The sequence below is a fragment of the Bradyrhizobium sp. SZCCT0148 genome (genome assembly GCF_018129985.1).
Classification (GTDB): Bacteria; Pseudomonadota; Alphaproteobacteria; order Rhizobiales; family Xanthobacteraceae; genus Bradyrhizobium; species Bradyrhizobium japonicum_H.
Genome location: NZ_JAFCKT010000032.1, coordinates 1 through 14148, shown reverse-complemented (window position 1 = coordinate 14148; position 14148 = coordinate 1). Strand labels below are relative to the sequence as shown.

The window sequence follows — 14148 nt, the reverse complement described above, 5'->3', positions numbered from 1 at the left end:
GTCGAAGCGAGCCATCAAAGCCTCCCTTTGGGAAGCCTTGAATCACTCCGCCTCATCACCCGCAAGGGGTTTGGGTACAGAACCTAGCGCGATCATGAGCGGGCACCGCAGATCCTCTCCGGGGTGTCGTCGGAGCACGTCATCCAGTAGCAGCCTTCGCTGCATTCTCGATCTGCTCGATGCGTTCCGCCGCCTCCTTCATGAGGTCGGCGTCATCCTGCTGGAACCACTCGCCGTCCTCATTGATCAGAACGGCACGCGCTACCAAGGCGTCAGAGATGCTCACCGGCTTCGGCGGGATCCAGTACGCGTGCGTGTAGCCATGCCAAAGGTCGAGAGCCTGCTCGCGCGTCATATTGTTCGCGTTCACGCCTTCCTCCATCTTCCCTTCTCGTCCCGCACGACCGGCGTCTTCGCCTTGCGCCTCGCGAGCATCTTCAGCGTGGCGGCATCGATCGTGAGGCTCGGCTCGCGCAGCAGGACGGCCAGCGCGTCGGTGAGGTGGCGGCGTAGGTCGTCTTTCGATGACACCGTCGACAGCTGTGAAAGGAACGCGCGCTGGTATGGCTGCAACTCCACCGGCTCCGGGCTGATCTCCATGTGACTCGCCACCCATTCGTCGATCGACAGCCGGATGCCGCTTGCCGCCGTTGCCGATCGCGAAGATGACGGCGCCGGCGGCCTTGCGCGGCAGGATGTGGTCGCGGAACAGCGCCACCTGGGCGTCGTGCTCCTCGGTCTTGATCGGGTTCTTTACCTTCGCCGCGAACCCGAGCAGACGCGCGAGCTCCGGCGAGCCGGCCTTGAGGCGGACGGCGGAGCGGCGGCGGGAGCGGGAGAAGTAGGAGGACATCAGTCGGCCTGCTCCGCCTTCAGGTAGAAGCGGCCGAACTCGTCGACGCCATGGCTGGTAACCCGCATCGGATCGCTCCGGCCGATCACCATGGCGGCGAGCTCGTTCGTCGCCATCTTCATGGACACGGGGTCGCCACGCCGGAAGCTCTGCGAGATCGCCTTGCCGCCGAAGTCGAACGTCGTCGTCATCAGCACGTCCTTGGGGTCGCACTCACCCAGGCTGACGGACTCCTTGGAGCCCTCCGGCCTGAAAAACAACTCGCAGCGCGTCATCTTGAACTCGCTCAATTCAGCCTCCCCTTGTCGACGCCACATTCTTCGCAGGGCTCCACGATGCGGTCAGCGACGGACATGAACACCATCGCCGACTGCAGCCCCATGAAGAACTCTTCGGGCTTTGACGCATCCATCCCCATCTCGGCGAACTTCTCCGCCAGCTCGGGAAAGGTCTGCATCATGAACGGAAGCGAAACCGCCTCATCGGCGTCGACGTTTCCGGAGACGATAAGCTCGACAAGTCGCTGTCCGATGGCGTCCGGGGTCAGCCCGGCGAGCTTCGCGATAGCTGTGATCACGGGCTCCACCGCATCCGGAACTTCGAACGAAACGTTGATCTTCAATTCAGCCTCCCGTTTTCCAAACCGCATTCCATCCAGCGCGCGCAGAACGCGGGCGCGTCGATCGGGTGCAGGTACACCTCGACATCGCTATCGTCGCCGTCGGTGCGGACCAGCTTGTCGAGCGGGCCGTCATCGACCGCGAGCTCGCCGTCCTCGACGACGAAGACGCGGCCGGGGCGGATGTTGGGGGTTGCGAAGACGTTCACCCTCAGGGCTGCACCCTACCGTCCGCGTCGGTGGCGACGATCGCCTTTCTCTTCGCGATCATGCCGGCGAACCACGCGCCCGCGAGGCCGAGCAAGATGGCGGCGCCAGACACGATCATCGGCGATTCCTTGGCGATGGGCTCGAACCAGCGGAAGCCCTTGACCAGCAACGACACGAGACCGGTCAACGCCAGCAGCATGCTCGCCAGCAGGATCAAGCCCTCGATCCCGGGGTTGAACCCCGGCGCCGGCGGCTCCTTCGGAGGCGTCATGACGTTGATGTCCCTGCGGATGGGAACGACACGACGGCTCATGGCGTAACTCCATCGACATCGAGATCGTCGCCCGCCTCGGGATCCACGCGCGGCGGGAGCGTGGCCATGTACGCCTTGATCTGATTGAGCCTGACCGGCGCCGGCCCCATCACGTCGACGCCGATATCCGCGCTCTGCTGGTTACCGGGGATGCGGCCGTGGTGGTGGCCGTACAGCTGGATGACCTTGCCGCTGCGGCTACCGTTCCAGCTCAGCATGGGGTAGTGACACAGGCAGCAGCGCTGCCCATCGATGGACACGTACATGATGTCGTGGATGCTCTTCCAACCGAGCGCCAGGGTCTCGGGCCCATCATGATTGCCCTTGACCAAGTGCTTGGTGCCGGGAAGGGAATCGAAAAGCTTGCGCAACGCCACCGGATCGGCACGATGCGCGAAGTCACCAACCACTATGACGACGTCTGAGGGCTTCACAACTGAGCGCCATGCCGCCGCCTGCGACTCGTTAAGCTCTCGGCCGTTGGCGTAAGGTCGCGTAGCGGAGCACATGCGGATGATGCCATCCGGCGTGTCGGGGCTGGCGTGGAAGAAATGAGGGTCGGCGTAGAGGAACGTGCTCATCGAACGATCTCCAGTCTCGAGAGCTCGACCAGCAGGGCGGCCTTCCTCTCGTTGAATTCATGCTCGACCTCGGCGCGGTAGGACTGGACCAGAAGCCGCGCCAGCGCTCCCTTGACGCGGGTGTTGCTGCAGCCGAGCCGGCGGCACGCCTAGGCGACGCTACCAGACTCCAGGTACGTCGCGATCACCTGCCTGTCCGTGAGCGCCGACATCAGCGTCCGGCCTCGATCTCGGCTTCAGGGCCGCGTCGGCTGCTGCGGCCGCAGCGGCGTGCTCATCTACATAGAAGAGGATCTCTCCGGCGAGCTGCGTCGACGCCGTCAGCCACGTGCTGTCGCCCTCGACGACCTTCAGCGCCTCGATGTCGAGGAGCAGGCCGGCGATGCGATCCTTCACCTTAGCCGCCGTCATGATCGGCTGGTCGAACATGCTGTCGTGGAGGCCTCCGCGAACGGCGCGAGGCTGAACTCGGCGAGCGGCAGCGCCGTCACCTTGTTCGGCTGCTGCACGTCGGCCTGTCCGTGTTCGGTCATTGATGCCTCCGTTGGATTCGAAATCCGCGCGATCCGTAAAATTGCAAGGACTCGATGGCGGGAATGTAAACGGGTTTCGTGCTATCGTCAACACGTCGCACATCAGCAGTCGTACGCATCGTGTTCGACCCAGCCACAGGAGACCACCACATGTCCCGCTTCTCCGCCCCCATCGCTCCCCTCACCACCGGCGCCCTCATCGGGGGCGGCGCCATCGCCGGCGCGGTTGCAGCCAGCATCGCGAACTACCGCGCGGCGCTCGAAGCGGACTGGTCGCGCCTGGAAGCGGAGCAGTTGCGCGAGCTCCTCCGCTACAGCGAACTGATGCGCGCTCGCGACCAGATCACGCTCGGCCGCGAGATCGAGCACCTCTGCATCGACCGCGACCGCGCCAAGCGCGACGCGACCGTCGCTACCGTTCGCAAGCTGCCGCGATAGAAGCAGCCGCGAAGCCAGTGGACGCGAGGCGGCAGGGGTCCATGGGCTCCTGCCGCTTCCACGTGTGCGCCCGCAGCGGCTGCAGCTTGCGCACCCCTGGCATCGCGAACGTCTCTGAAACGTGGGCAATTACAGCGTATTCCGGCGCATCAATGATGGCAAAAAGTTCGTCTCGGTCGAGGCCCTGCGTCCACGAGCGCACCGACCGCGGCCATGTCGTCGGCGTCGGCTGCAGCTGGTCGGCGAGGATGGATTCAGCCGCCCAGGTCTGCAGCGCGATCGCGACGCGCTGGTAGAGAGCGGTGTTGTCCACAGGAGCGTCCGGGACCTCGTCGAGCGCCGGCGCCACCTCGGGAAGCGGCTCGCTGCGACCTCTTCCATTGAAGCCGAAGAGCATTCGCAGCGGCCATGAAAGCAGCGCTGCGCCGATGCCGAACGCCGTTTTGCAGGCGGAGATGATGGCAGAAATGATGGCACGCATTGTCGGTGGTCCTCCGGTTTCGTACGGAGAATTTCACGCCGACCCGCAAGACACAAACAGGCCAAGGATTCGGGTCCGCTTGACATGGGCCGGCCATCGTACATAATACGTACGCCACGCGACATCAGGACAAGGATTGGAAATTGGCCCTCAAGATCCCCAAAGACCTCGCCGGCCGGCTCGAACTCGTGGGGCGTGCGCTCTACGGCACGCACTGGCGCAAGCGCCTGGCGGAGGGCCTCAAGGTCAGCCGCTCGACGCTCCACCTCTGGCTCGGCGGCACGCGCACCGATCGCGACCTTGACGGCGAGCTCATCGAACTCATGGACGCCGAGCGCGACGCGTGCTCGGAGCGCAGCATCCGGATCACCGACATCCGCCGCCGCATGATCATGGCCAGCAACGGAGGCGCCGATGCTCGCGCCTGACCGCAGCCCCCACATCAACGACAGCGCGCCGTGGACGGACGCCGACCACGAGCGCCTCACCGAGCTCTACATGATGTCGCCGCGCCCGCCGATCGAGCAGATCGCCGGCATCCTCGGCCGCCGCGTCGGAGCGATCCAGTCCCAGGCCTCGCGCCTGTCTCTGGCGAGCAGCGCCGGACCGCAGGCGAAGATGCGCAAGTGCATGCGCGCCTGCGGCCGCACATTCCTGTCCGTGAACTACGGCCACCGCATCTGCGGCATGTGCAAGTCCAGCGCTGAGTTCCAGAATCTGCTGAGGTGCGCGTGATGTCGAACAGCAACGTGATCGACTTCCCCGAAGCGACGAAGCCGCCGCCGACCTTCGAGACGGTGCGCACCGTCGTCGACTGGTGCGGCGACAGATACGACGTGCAGACCACGCTCGATCGGACGACGGGACGCGGCTTCCAGATCGTCGTGGAGGCCAAGAGCAGGATGTCCGTCATCGTCCGCCCCTGCGGCCTGGGTGACGACCCGCGCATCGTCGAGGCCGCCATCGTCGCGTGGCGCGCCGGCGGCCGCCGTGGGCGTCAGCAGATGTGCGATGAAATCAAGCTTCCGGAGTTGCAATGATGGAACGCCGCCCCAACACGCCGCACTGGCAGATGATCGAGCGCACGTTCAGAACCGTCGCCGGCCGCAGCTGGCGCCGTGCCGCCGCCGAGGCGCTCGGGATCCAGCGCTGCTATCTGCGCGATCTCTACGACCGCGTCGACATCACCCCCGCCGAGATCGACCACGCGCTGGAGTGCATGAACCGTGCGCTGGTCGCCCGGCAGGCGGAGATCGCCGCCGAGCACGCGGCCGCGGCGCAGGTCCGGTGCGACGTGATCGCCGCGCAGAGCGTACGCCACGCCGAGCAGCGCAGGCTCGACGAGGAGGCGCTCCACGCCGACGACTACGAGCGCTACCGCGTCCACTATGCCCGTCTCAAGGCCGAGCTCGACGCGGAGGCCGCGTGATGCAGCAGCTGCAGATGTTCGATCCCAGGATGTCCCCGACGGCGACGGCCGAGATGCTGGCCGACCGCGGCCTGCGCGGGGCCATCGTCGCGATGCGCAAAAGGGCCGGCATGATGCTCGACGACGGGTGGCCGTACGTCGAGCCCGCCGGAGAGATCGGCTCCTCCCGCGCCTGGGTGGTCGACGACGACGGCGTGCGCTACGTCGTGGTGGGCGGCATGATCTTCGGCCCCGGCGATTTCGGTGTCATGAATTCGAAGATCCGGGCCGACGCGCGGGCGGCGTTCGAGCGCCTCGACGCCGGGGTCTCGGCGTGAGGCTTTTCTTCGAGAGCGACGATCAGAAGGCGCGCATCGAGCAGGACGCGCGCAACTCGCTCCTCGCTCGCCTGCTGCTCGACGACGACTGGTTGCCGCTGTCGGAATACGTCTACGACAGGCGATACCTCTACGCGGCCGCGATCAACGGGGCGCATCGCTACAGCTGCCTGATCGCCCGCGGCGGAAAGTACGAAAGCTCGCTTTGGTGGACGCCCACCGAGAAGGACGTGCCGATCATGGGCCGGTCTCTCCGTGACGCACTGGAAGCCGCTTCCGGCCGGCGTCGACGCCCACCACCCGCTCGCCCACTGGGAGCTCCTGACCGGGGACAAGCTCCCGGACCTGACATCCCGCCCGCCGGAGCCTGTCTACGAGCCCGGCCCGCCGACGGCCAGGCTGACGCCGGGGCCCCGAGACCTCCTGGTCGCCATGCGGTACGGCGCCGTGCTACGCGAGCGCGGCCAGCGCTGGTCGTCGTGGACGCTGCAGATCCCAGGTAGAGAGCCGAATAAGCTCACCGCGCGGCCCGTAGACCGGCTCCGCGAGCTCGCCTTCATCGCCCGCGACGGCGTGGGCCCTTCAGATCCGACGCGCCGGTACGATTGTCTCTGGAGCATCACCTCCGCCGGTCGCGCTTGGCTCGCCGCCAACTCTTCCTAGAACTGAGCGTTACATTTCTCGGGTAGTAACGGGGGACGTCGCCGAAATCGGCATTACACGTGACGCTGTCACACGTGACGCTGTCGCTTGCGCGCCGGATCGCAGTGTACTGGAGGTTCAATACAGTGTGCGATAGGTTCGCAACTGGAACCCTGTTTGACCCGTCCAGTGTCATGAGTGGGAAGCTAAAGCGCGTTCTCTGAGGACGACGCCCCAGAGGCGCGAGCCGATGGCAGCCGACGCACGAGCGGCGGCTCCTTCAGATCGAGGCAATGATGGCAAGAGTTACGGACGATCGAGGCCCCGAAGGCCCTTGGCGATCCCGTCGGCCTGACGCTCGATGATGCGCGGGATCTCGCGGCGGGCGGAGACCAGCACCTACAGCACATAGATGAGGAAGGCCGCCAACATGCCAACGTGATCAGCCGCCTGGCCAGGAATCTCAGCATCGCGGCGAGCGCTTCCATGGCTACCTCGACTGACGCCGCCGTGGCAGGCGCTGGCAGTCGTCGGGGATCACCGTGACGATGACGCCCTTCTCGATGACGTATGAGTTGCCGTCCTTCCGGATGACCTTGGCGCCGACCGCTGCGGCTGCGCCGGCGATGGAAAGTATCTCGGCGCGGATGATGTCGAGGTCGAGCCCCTCGACCCGCTCCAGGTATCTGATGACGGCGTGATCCGAGGCCCTGACGTCCATGCCCCTGCTCCGAATTGGTCGCCGGCGGGATCTACGCCGCCGGCGTCGCGCTTGCGCTGTCGGCGTCCCGATTCCGCGCAGCCTCGATCTGGGTGATGGCGGCGACGACCTTCGCTTCGAGGTCGGCCAGGCCGGCCCTCTTGGCATGCCGCGGGAAATGGCGTCGTTCTCGATCCAGGCGTCGATCAGTTGGATGTCGAAACCGTCGTAGTCGTGCTCGCGGACGATCGTCATCGGGTTGCGGATCGCGATCAGCACGCCGCCAAGCCCGGCACCAAACAGCAGAGCGCCACCATCATACCCCAGGCCGGTGTCCGCGATCCAGTCACCTAGACAGTGCCTAAGGTTTGGGAAAACGTGATCGTAATCCAATAGAATAGTTCAGCCTTGGGAGACGTTACTGAATCGACGTCCACCGTACCCAGAGTGAAGTACCAAGCAACAAGGGAGCAAAGGACGCAGGCCAGCAGGATGGATGAGCCTCCCACATAGCCGATGCCAAGTGAGCGATCGGAAAAATCCGCCATCGCGGTGCCGACAGTCGTAGATGCCACAATGGCCAGCCAGTAAACCCACGGGTTGAACTTCGTCGTCGATATCTGAGCGATGATTGCCGCAACAAAAATGGCCAGAAAGATAGCGGTCCCGATCAGATACCTCCCGTTGTGAGCATTCTGATCGGCATGTAGCCAGCTCATGGTGACTGCATCGCCGCCCGTTTCTCCCAAGGTCGTGGCAAGATTTTGAGAACCCAAGCGTGACGGCAGGTACTTTGCTGGAAACACTATCGTCGCGGAACATTGCTCGTTGCGCCCTCCGACGCGGCTGCCGTGAAAAATAGAACGCGGCAAGCATCCAAACTGACGCATTTCGGAAGCAACATCACGACGATGTGTTACGACCGCTTTGGGTCAAAAGCTGTCCGTGCCAGGGCGTCTCCTGAAGGTCCGCTATTGAGGCAGAAGCGGTCCAATGCACTCCCTCAGGGGACCACTGAACTCGGACAGTGAGGCCAGCCCGCGTAATTCGGAATTCTAGGCCGCCGGCGTGTCACGTTGCTCGATCCAACCGCGGCACATCCGGAAGCTTCGATGCTAGCATCCAGGCTTCGTGCCTGAGATGGTCGTGAGCCGGGCCGCCCCTGGCGGCCGACGCCCTGTCAAACCTCCGACGGCCATTCGATGGGTGTGCAGAACAGTCCGCGGCGCTCGAGTTCTTGTCGGAGCTCTTCTGCTCTCGCTCGCGCGGGTGCACCAAGCAAGCGAATGCCCGACGTGGCGTCGGCCCGCGCTTCATCGCGGATGTTTTCGTACATCTGAATGAGGAAATGGTCGGAGAGATTTTCGTAGGGCAATGGCGTTGCTCCCAAGAGGGTGGGCCGCCAGGGCCTGGGGGTATGCTGGCGGCCCGTACCGGACGATTGAAATTGCGGTCTTTGGGATGGCGACTTGGGGAGAAGACCAGCCCCGTCCGGTATCGCGATCATGCCGTGGGCAGCGCCTGCATCAAGCGAATGTTCTGGTTAACCTCACCGCTCAAGGTTAAGCGAGCCGCGGAGCTCAGCCGCTCCCTCAGGGCTGCTGAAGGCTGCGCGCGTCCTGTGTGTGATGCCAGCGCGCGATCTGCTCGGGGCTGAGGCTAGCGTAGAACTTCACCCAAGCGGCCCTGAACGCGCCTTCTGTGCGGCTTCCAGACTATCCGCAGATCCGTGTGTCCATGCGCCGGAGGGGAGGGGAACGGTGATGCCCCAATTCCACACGACGGATGCGTGAATTTGGTCCTCGGTCCTCCTGATTTGGCCTATAAACCGGCCCTCGCGGAAAACCGAAAGTCTCCCTCAGCGGTCTCGCCGCCTATGATGGTAGGCCGCAAGGTGAGCGCGTGCTCGGTCATTGGTGCGCGTCCATCACCCTTGTGAAAGCCGGGTCAGATCGGTTTTTAATCTTGACCCATTCGCGCGATCGACCGGCGATGTAGCGGCGATCCCGCCGTTTTGAAACGATCCCTTCCAAGCCCATCCGGCAGGCGGCGCGGAAGAGATCTGGCCCGATTTCGCCACTCTCGAACGGGCGATGAAGATGCCCAGGGCGCCCGCGGAGCAGCCTTGCGAGGTTGGTCTTGCGCATTTCGAGCGAGAGCAACCGCAGATCCTCGCCGCCGACAGCCAGCGCGTCAAAGGCGTAGAGCTGCACCTCATGGTCGTTCTTTCGGGAGTGCAGGGCGTTGAAATCCGAAGCGCCGTCGACGCCCAAGACCACGGCCTCTCCATCCATTACCAAATGCTGTTCGCGATTCTTCAAGGCGGACTCAACGATCCAAGGAAAGCGATCAGTCCAGTTGTGACCGTTCTTCGTGATCAGACGCACATCGTTGCCGTTGCGCTCGAGGCGCAAGCGATAGCCGTCATCTTTAATGTTGCGTTCGCGAACCGGGACTCGCAGCCAGGCGCAACTGCTTCAGCGGGTGATACGTTCTCTTGGCGCGATTAGGACCACGACAACCGCTAATTGAGGTTGATTGGCTGGCGCGGTCCTACTCACCCGATTTCGCTGCCGACAGGTAGTGCATTTCGATATCACAAGATGCATCGGTCCCGGGCATTCGGCCCTGAAATTAGCAAGCGGTATGCGCCGAACGGCGAAACGCGCAAGCCCTCGCGCAAGTTGCGCCTAGACTTTTTGCACCATTGTGGCTTGACAAAATGTCGCGCCGCGAAGACGATATTGACGCTAGTTTAATCATCGAGCTTTTTTAAGCCCAATAGGGGTGTTGGAAATTTAGTGAAGCGGAACGTGTTTAATCGGGGGACAGTTATATGAAATATTATTTGGCACTCGCATTTGCATTCACCATGGCCAGCGCTGTCTCGGCAAACGCGGCTGTCCTCGTCGATCCCGTAAGCTTGGCGCCTGGTCATACTGTCAGCCCGCTCCCCAATGGAGGCAGCACTGGTGACGATGTCGGAGGGCGGACTGTGCTTTACGACAAAACCCAATCCTTTTCATTCGACGAAGGACTGCTGTCAGGCACCTTACGGGATAGGGTTTTAAAGTACGCTGACGCGCCATCTGCATTACACCCAGGTCTGTATTTCGACTACGAAATACACCTTACAACCGGGACCCTTTCTTCTTTTATTCTCACGGGCTATGGCAACTATAGCACGTCCGTAAAAATATGCGGCTTGTCCGGATGCGGTGGTTCAGGTGCTAATGGCGTTTCGGCCACCAGCGCAAGCCGATCCTCGGACGGAGATAAATTGACTTTCGATTTCGCCACCGCGGTCACTGCAGGTCAGCATACAGCTAACCTCCAGATTTTTTCGTCGTCCGCTTTATTTCAAGACCCCCTTGCATTCCTTATCGACGGTAGCGGCAATTCATTCTCGGTGGATGTTGTCGCCCCCGCAGTTGCTGCCGTCCCAGAGCCCTCAACTTGGGCCATGATGATTATGGGCTTCTTCGGTGTCGGCTTCATGACCTATCGTCGGCGCAAACAATCAAACGCTCTTAGTGTTGCGTAACCGCAAGCGCCATCGGACAGCAACTAGGTCGCAGTCGCCTAGCGGTCTACAGTCGATTGCTGCGCTTCCGAAAGCAACAAGGTCGAGTCAGTCGCACTAGCGGACGCGTGTTCGCACAACTGACCGGCGATCGAAAAATTCGCGCGAGATGCGAGGCGAGGCCTGAACACTGAAAGCAACAAGAGGTTCGGTGATAAACACGCCCCTATAGGCTCGGGGCCGAATAGGGCGTTTTACGTCGCCGCGGAACGTCAAGGCGCAAAGGCCTGTCTGCCTCACCTTCAGCTTCTTCGCGGAGTATCGAAAGCCGACGGTCGATGATCCGGAGCTGGCCCGCAAGTGCTGAAGTCAGCTTCGCGCGGATCTGTTCGTACTGAGCCCATAATTCGCCGAGTTCTGAAGTGTCCGACTCTGCTTTCAATGATCGCCCCACGCGTCACAAAAAAATTTGATCGTATTAATGAAAGGCCGCCTTTAACGGGCGGCCTTCCGGAAATCGATGGAGGTCGATCAGACCAAACGAAATGCGGTGGAGGACCGCCGGCGGTAGGCAACGAAGCCAACACCGGAGAAGCCCAGCAGCATCATCGCCCAAGTTCCCGGCTCCGGCACGGCCGAAACAGAGGTCAGCTCGATGGTGCCGAAAACAGTGTTCGAATTGTTCAAAGCGAAGTTGCTGACATCGTCGACTTTAACGGTAAACGTGCCACCAGCCCAGCTGAACTGATGCACGCTGTTGTCGAAATCGACCGAAGCGAAGCCGGTTTGGCCTCCCTTAGCCGGTTCTACCTTGCCAGTGATGTCAGCGGTAAAGATCGCGCTTGGCGCGACACCCGCCGGATCGGTGAAGGTGATCTTCAGCGTGAAGTCGTCGCCGGTGTAAGTATGATTGCCGTTGGCCAGCGAAAACGTGCCAAGCCCAACAAACAAAGTGGTGTCGGTGGAGTTGCTGAACGTCGAACCCGTAAACGTCAGGTTCGGATTGTCCTTAGCGACTGTCGTGAAGGTGTTGCAGCCCGTGCCGAAGCAGCCTGACGTCGAACCGCTGAAAAGAACTGCTGCATCGGCCGGAGCCGCTGCGAAACCAATTGCCAGCGCTGCAGCGCCAAATACTGATGCGAACTTCATTTTTAAATACTCCAGTTACGAAAGGTAAGGTAAATTACGTCGGAGACAATATCCGAATTTAATAAAGTGTCAATCTGGTGTTATTCTAATTGCTTTATTAAAAACTCACAACGAAGTAACTGAAATCACGTTGGTAATTCAACGGTCACGCCATTGTTTCAATGCGGTATTTTCTGGGATGCCCTACCAAACGTTGCGCCGCGAGGTTGGGCGCTTCCACCATGGCGCGGCCTGAGGCCTGCAGGATCCCTGGGGGAATTAGGGCCGAAATAGGCCACTCGGGTTAAAACAGGCAAGCGTCAAGCGGCCTTATTACCTAAAAATGGCTAAAGCGCACAGGACGGCCGGTACCGCACCGGCGGTGATAACCAACACTTTGGACCAAAGGTCATTGTCCATATGGACAGCATAGCAGAGGTTGCCCCGTACCGCATATGCAATTTGTGCAAAAACCATTTCAGGCCACAAAAACAAGCGAGGCGGCTAGTCCAAATTGCGGATCAGGGCGCCGTAGCATGCAGTGAAGGTCGCAGGAGCGCCACGAAGCATCTCCTGCGACCGACGCCGCGACGTTCCGCACGATCGGCGCGGCACCAGACCTAAGCACACCGCAGGCCAATCTTGCCTCGATCTTAGACTGTCGTTAGCGAGAATCTGTCAGTGTTGCTTTTGGGACGGGGCCGTGGGGATATACGCGGCTCTGCTCAGAGGTCGAGGCCCGCCAGCCCGCCAGCCCCGGCGGGCCTCCCTCACTAATCTATGTGAATGATCTGCCGTTTTTTCCCGGATAGGCTTCTGATCACCGGGGCTGGCCTAATATCTCACTTAGAACTTTTCACCCGGATTTTTTGACAGGCGCGGGCCGCAGCGAAAAAACCTCCGCTGCGGCCTTCGCCGGTTTCCGTAGCGATACAAATAACGCCCTGGTGAACGAAACCATCCGCTTAGCGCTCGAAACAGTCCTGAAACGAGCTGGGCCTATGCTCGTCTGACTAACGGGGAAGTTTGAGATGATTACACTTAAAGCAATTGCAGTCGCCCTCGGTGCCGGCTTTCTCTTCACGATGTATTCTGGTGACTTAGGAGCTGACGTGGTTCTCGCAATCATCGCCTGCTTTGCATAACGCGACCCGCCAGCGCGACGGCGGGCCACCATTTTGAGAGCGAACCGTTTTGGCCATTTTCAGACCAAAGCGGATCAGGTCAATGACTTGGGCCGCGATTCCGCTCAGCCCTGTTTTCGGGCCCACGTGAGCCGCCGAGCTGCCCATAGCGCTCCGATCAGTAGCATCAGGGTATCGTCACGCCGTTAAGGGTATTCCGATTTCGCCGCCGCTGGTAGCGGACAAACGGCGATGCAAGTGCGGCGCTCAGCCCCGGAGACTCCACGTCGCGGAGAAGCAGACCGGGCGAGCGCGCCAAGTCGTCCTCGGCAACGATCGTGCACGGATCAAAGCCGATGCGGGGTGCGTTGTCGGCTTCATCAGGCTCGCGTCCGTCGTGTTCCTCCTCCCGGTCACCACCGAGCCCGAGGCAGAGGTGGTTTGCCGCTTGGTAAGTCCGTTCGAGGAAACTTTCGCGCGTCTCCTGGCTGCACTATCCTAGGGTGCGTACTCATAAAACCTGCCGCTAGAATTAGGCGCACCTGATGTCCGCTTGTCCCCAACAGCGGCGCGAAAGCGGACGTTGTCGGACTTCCGAGAAGGGCCGATTCTGTTGAAAAAGGCGGCTGTTGCGACGCAGAGGGATCAGTGATTCAGTCTGTCTAATTGGCAGGACGGAAGATCATGATGGGACATCGGCAAGTCGAACAGGCTGCGTTGTTCTATGAGTTCTCGCTCGATAGGCATATTCCCGCCGACCACTTGCTCCGGTCGATCGATAGATTTGTCGACCTTGAACAGGTCAGGCAGGACCTGGCACCCTTCTACAGCAGTATCGGTCGACCTTCGATCGATCCCGAGTTGATGATCCGGATGCTGCTGATCGGCTACTGCTTCGGCATTCGATCGGAGCGGCGCCTGTGCGATGAGGTTCACCTCAATTTGGCCTATCGGTGGTTCTGCCGGCTCGGTCTGGATGGCGCGGTGCCGGATCACTCGACATTCTCCAAGAACAGGCATGGCCGCTTCCGGCAGAGCGACCTCTTCCGTCGCGTATTCGAGAGCGTGTTGCGCCGCTGCATCGAGGAGCGACTGGTCGGCGGTGAAGGATTTGCCGTTGACGCGAGCCTGATCAAGGCCGATGCCAATCGGCAGAAGGGGATCGAAGGCGACAAGGGGCGTACGCATACGACGAGGACCGCCTGATTGACGCATGCGCGCGGGCACAATGAGTTCTATGATCGGTCGGGTGGAGGT

General features: G+C 61.6%; 19 protein-coding genes and 4 pseudogenes. 9 read left to right on the top strand and 14 right to left on the bottom strand.

Annotated elements, in window-relative coordinates; genetic code table 11:
- Positions 1-139: 139 nt before the first annotated feature.
- The 8 genes from JQ580_RS33440 to JQ580_RS34190 form a co-directional block, all read right to left on the bottom strand.
- Positions 140-853, bottom strand: a complete 714-nt coding sequence (locus tag JQ580_RS33440; protein WP_212285585.1) for a hypothetical protein — start codon at positions 851-853, stop codon at positions 140-142.
- On the bottom strand, positions 853-1143 hold the full coding sequence (locus JQ580_RS33435) for a hypothetical protein (protein WP_212285583.1): 291 nt from the start codon (positions 1141-1143) through the stop codon (positions 853-855). Before JQ580_RS33435 ends, JQ580_RS33440 begins: the two co-directional genes overlap by 1 nt.
- Complete coding sequence (locus JQ580_RS33430; protein ID WP_212285581.1) at positions 1140-1475, bottom strand: hypothetical protein; 336 nt, start codon at positions 1473-1475, stop codon at positions 1140-1142. Before JQ580_RS33430 ends, JQ580_RS33435 begins: the two co-directional genes overlap by 4 nt.
- Positions 1472-1681 carry a hypothetical protein gene (locus JQ580_RS33425; protein WP_212285579.1) on the bottom strand — a complete coding sequence of 70 codons (210 nt, stop codon included), beginning with the start codon at positions 1679-1681 and terminating at the stop codon, positions 1472-1474. The genes JQ580_RS33430 and JQ580_RS33425 overlap by 4 nt, the downstream gene beginning before the upstream one ends.
- Positions 1682-1683: 2 nt before the next feature.
- Positions 1684-1995 carry a hypothetical protein gene (locus tag JQ580_RS33420; RefSeq protein WP_212285578.1) on the bottom strand — a complete coding sequence of 104 codons (312 nt, stop codon included), beginning with the start codon at positions 1993-1995 and terminating at the stop codon, positions 1684-1686.
- On the bottom strand, positions 1992-2576 hold the full coding sequence (locus JQ580_RS33415; protein WP_212285576.1) for a metallophosphoesterase: 585 nt from the start codon (positions 2574-2576) through the stop codon (positions 1992-1994). Before JQ580_RS33415 ends, JQ580_RS33420 begins: the two co-directional genes overlap by 4 nt.
- A 159-nt stretch (positions 2577-2735) precedes the next feature.
- Positions 2736-3005 (bottom strand): hypothetical protein, encoded by a 270-nt coding sequence (locus JQ580_RS33410; protein WP_212285574.1) that lies wholly within the window; start codon positions 3003-3005, stop codon positions 2736-2738.
- Positions 2984-3109, bottom strand: a complete 126-nt coding sequence (locus JQ580_RS34190; RefSeq protein WP_283814022.1) for a hypothetical protein — start codon at positions 3107-3109, stop codon at positions 2984-2986. Before JQ580_RS34190 ends, JQ580_RS33410 begins: the two co-directional genes overlap by 22 nt.
- Positions 3110-3259: 150 nt before the next feature.
- Here JQ580_RS34190 and JQ580_RS33405 point away from each other — a divergent pair, with 150 nt between their 5' ends.
- Positions 3260-3547: a hypothetical protein gene (locus tag JQ580_RS33405; protein WP_212285572.1), complete on the top strand. Its 288-nt coding sequence runs from the start codon at positions 3260-3262 to the stop codon at positions 3545-3547.
- Here the strand turns inward: JQ580_RS33405 and JQ580_RS33400 are convergent.
- Entirely contained in the window at positions 3522-4028 is a 507-nt protein-coding gene (locus JQ580_RS33400) for a hypothetical protein (RefSeq protein ID WP_212285570.1), read from the bottom strand. The two genes, JQ580_RS33405 and JQ580_RS33400, sit on opposite strands and share 26 nt — an antisense overlap.
- Before the next feature lie 143 nt (positions 4029-4171).
- Here JQ580_RS33400 and JQ580_RS33395 point away from each other — a divergent pair, with 143 nt between their 5' ends.
- Genes JQ580_RS33395 through JQ580_RS33375 form a run of 5 tightly spaced genes read left to right on the top strand, consistent with a single transcriptional unit; the run spans position 4172 to position 5774 of the window.
- Positions 4172-4456: a hypothetical protein gene (locus tag JQ580_RS33395; RefSeq protein WP_212285569.1), complete on the top strand. Its 285-nt coding sequence runs from the start codon at positions 4172-4174 to the stop codon at positions 4454-4456.
- Positions 4443-4763 carry a hypothetical protein gene (locus JQ580_RS33390; RefSeq protein ID WP_212285567.1) on the top strand — a complete coding sequence of 107 codons (321 nt, stop codon included), beginning with the start codon at positions 4443-4445 and terminating at the stop codon, positions 4761-4763. The genes JQ580_RS33395 and JQ580_RS33390 overlap by 14 nt, the downstream gene beginning before the upstream one ends.
- Entirely contained in the window at positions 4763-5068 is a 306-nt protein-coding gene (locus tag JQ580_RS33385) for a hypothetical protein (protein ID WP_212285565.1), read from the top strand. The genes JQ580_RS33390 and JQ580_RS33385 overlap by 1 nt, the downstream gene beginning before the upstream one ends.
- Positions 5065-5457 (top strand): hypothetical protein, encoded by a 393-nt coding sequence (locus JQ580_RS33380; protein ID WP_212285563.1) that lies wholly within the window; start codon positions 5065-5067, stop codon positions 5455-5457. The genes JQ580_RS33385 and JQ580_RS33380 overlap by 4 nt, the downstream gene beginning before the upstream one ends.
- On the top strand, positions 5457-5774 hold the full coding sequence (locus tag JQ580_RS33375; RefSeq protein WP_212285561.1) for a hypothetical protein: 318 nt from the start codon (positions 5457-5459) through the stop codon (positions 5772-5774). The genes JQ580_RS33380 and JQ580_RS33375 overlap by 1 nt, the downstream gene beginning before the upstream one ends.
- 1132 nt (positions 5775-6906) lie before the next feature.
- On the opposite strand, the gene JQ580_RS33370 is transcribed toward JQ580_RS33375, so the two are convergent.
- A complete protein-coding gene (locus tag JQ580_RS33370; RefSeq protein ID WP_212285589.1) occupies positions 6907-7137 on the bottom strand; it encodes a hypothetical protein in 231 nt (76 codons plus the stop codon).
- A 189-nt stretch (positions 7138-7326) separates the two neighbouring features.
- On the opposite strand from JQ580_RS33370, the gene JQ580_RS34435 reads away from it, so the two are divergent.
- On the top strand, positions 7327-7470 hold the full coding sequence (locus tag JQ580_RS34435) for a hypothetical protein (RefSeq protein WP_479683942.1): 144 nt from the start codon (positions 7327-7329) through the stop codon (positions 7468-7470).
- Here JQ580_RS34435 and JQ580_RS33365 read toward each other — a convergent pair.
- From JQ580_RS33365 to JQ580_RS33355, 3 genes and pseudogenes are all read right to left on the bottom strand, one after another.
- Positions 7402-7938: pseudogene (locus JQ580_RS33365) on the bottom strand (COG4705 family protein); the annotation flags it as partial. The gene JQ580_RS34435 and the pseudogene JQ580_RS33365 overlap by 69 nt on opposite strands.
- A gap of 358 nt (positions 7939-8296) precedes the next feature.
- Positions 8297-8491, bottom strand: a complete 195-nt coding sequence (locus JQ580_RS33360; RefSeq protein ID WP_212285559.1) for a hypothetical protein — start codon at positions 8489-8491, stop codon at positions 8297-8299.
- Between the two features lie 535 nt (positions 8492-9026).
- Positions 9027-9551 (bottom strand): ATP-dependent DNA ligase, encoded by a 525-nt coding sequence (locus JQ580_RS33355; RefSeq protein WP_311982634.1) that lies wholly within the window; start codon positions 9549-9551, stop codon positions 9027-9029.
- Positions 9552-10537: 986 nt separating this feature from the next.
- On the opposite strand from JQ580_RS33355, the pseudogene JQ580_RS34410 reads away from it, so the two are divergent.
- Positions 10538-10660, top strand: a pseudogene (locus JQ580_RS34410) (PEPxxWA-CTERM sorting domain-containing protein); the annotation flags it as partial.
- Positions 10661-11170: 510 nt separating this feature from the next.
- On the opposite strand, the pseudogene JQ580_RS34405 reads toward JQ580_RS34410, so the two are convergent.
- A pseudogene (locus tag JQ580_RS34405) lies at positions 11171-11287 on the bottom strand (PEPxxWA-CTERM sorting domain-containing protein); the annotation flags it as partial.
- Positions 11288-13575: 2288 nt separating this feature from the next.
- Here JQ580_RS34405 and JQ580_RS33340 point away from each other — a divergent pair.
- Positions 13576-14067: pseudogene (locus JQ580_RS33340) on the top strand (transposase); the annotation flags it as partial.
- Positions 14068-14148: the final 81 nt, after the last annotated feature.

Bases quoted from the DNA above. Each gene is read 5' to 3' on its own strand.
- JQ580_RS33440 (WP_212285585.1), bottom strand. From the start codon at position 853: ATGTCCTCCTACTTCTCCCGCTCCCGCCGCCGCTCCGCCGTCCGCCTC.
- JQ580_RS33420 (WP_212285578.1), bottom strand. From the start codon at position 1,995: ATGAGCCGTCGTGTCGTTCCCATCCGCAGGGACATCAACGTCATGACG.
- JQ580_RS33415 (WP_212285576.1), bottom strand. From the start codon at position 2,576: ATGAGCACGTTCCTCTACGCCGACCCTCATTTCTTCCACGCCAGCCCC.
- JQ580_RS33410 (WP_212285574.1), bottom strand. From the start codon at position 3,005: ATGTTCGACCAGCCGATCATGACGGCGGCTAAGGTGAAGGATCGCATC.
- JQ580_RS34190 (WP_283814022.1), bottom strand. From the start codon at position 3,109: ATGACCGAACACGGACAGGCCGACGTGCAGCAGCCGAACAAGGTGACG.
- JQ580_RS33405 (WP_212285572.1), top strand. From the start codon at position 3,260: ATGTCCCGCTTCTCCGCCCCCATCGCTCCCCTCACCACCGGCGCCCTC.
- JQ580_RS33400 (WP_212285570.1), bottom strand. From the start codon at position 4,028: ATGCGTGCCATCATTTCTGCCATCATCTCCGCCTGCAAAACGGCGTTC.
- JQ580_RS33390 (WP_212285567.1), top strand. From the start codon at position 4,443: ATGCTCGCGCCTGACCGCAGCCCCCACATCAACGACAGCGCGCCGTGG.
- JQ580_RS33385 (WP_212285565.1), top strand. From the start codon at position 4,763: ATGTCGAACAGCAACGTGATCGACTTCCCCGAAGCGACGAAGCCGCCG.
- JQ580_RS33380 (WP_212285563.1), top strand. From the start codon at position 5,065: ATGATGGAACGCCGCCCCAACACGCCGCACTGGCAGATGATCGAGCGC.
- JQ580_RS33375 (WP_212285561.1), top strand. From the start codon at position 5,457: ATGCAGCAGCTGCAGATGTTCGATCCCAGGATGTCCCCGACGGCGACG.
- JQ580_RS33370 (WP_212285589.1), bottom strand. From the start codon at position 7,137: ATGGACGTCAGGGCCTCGGATCACGCCGTCATCAGATACCTGGAGCGG.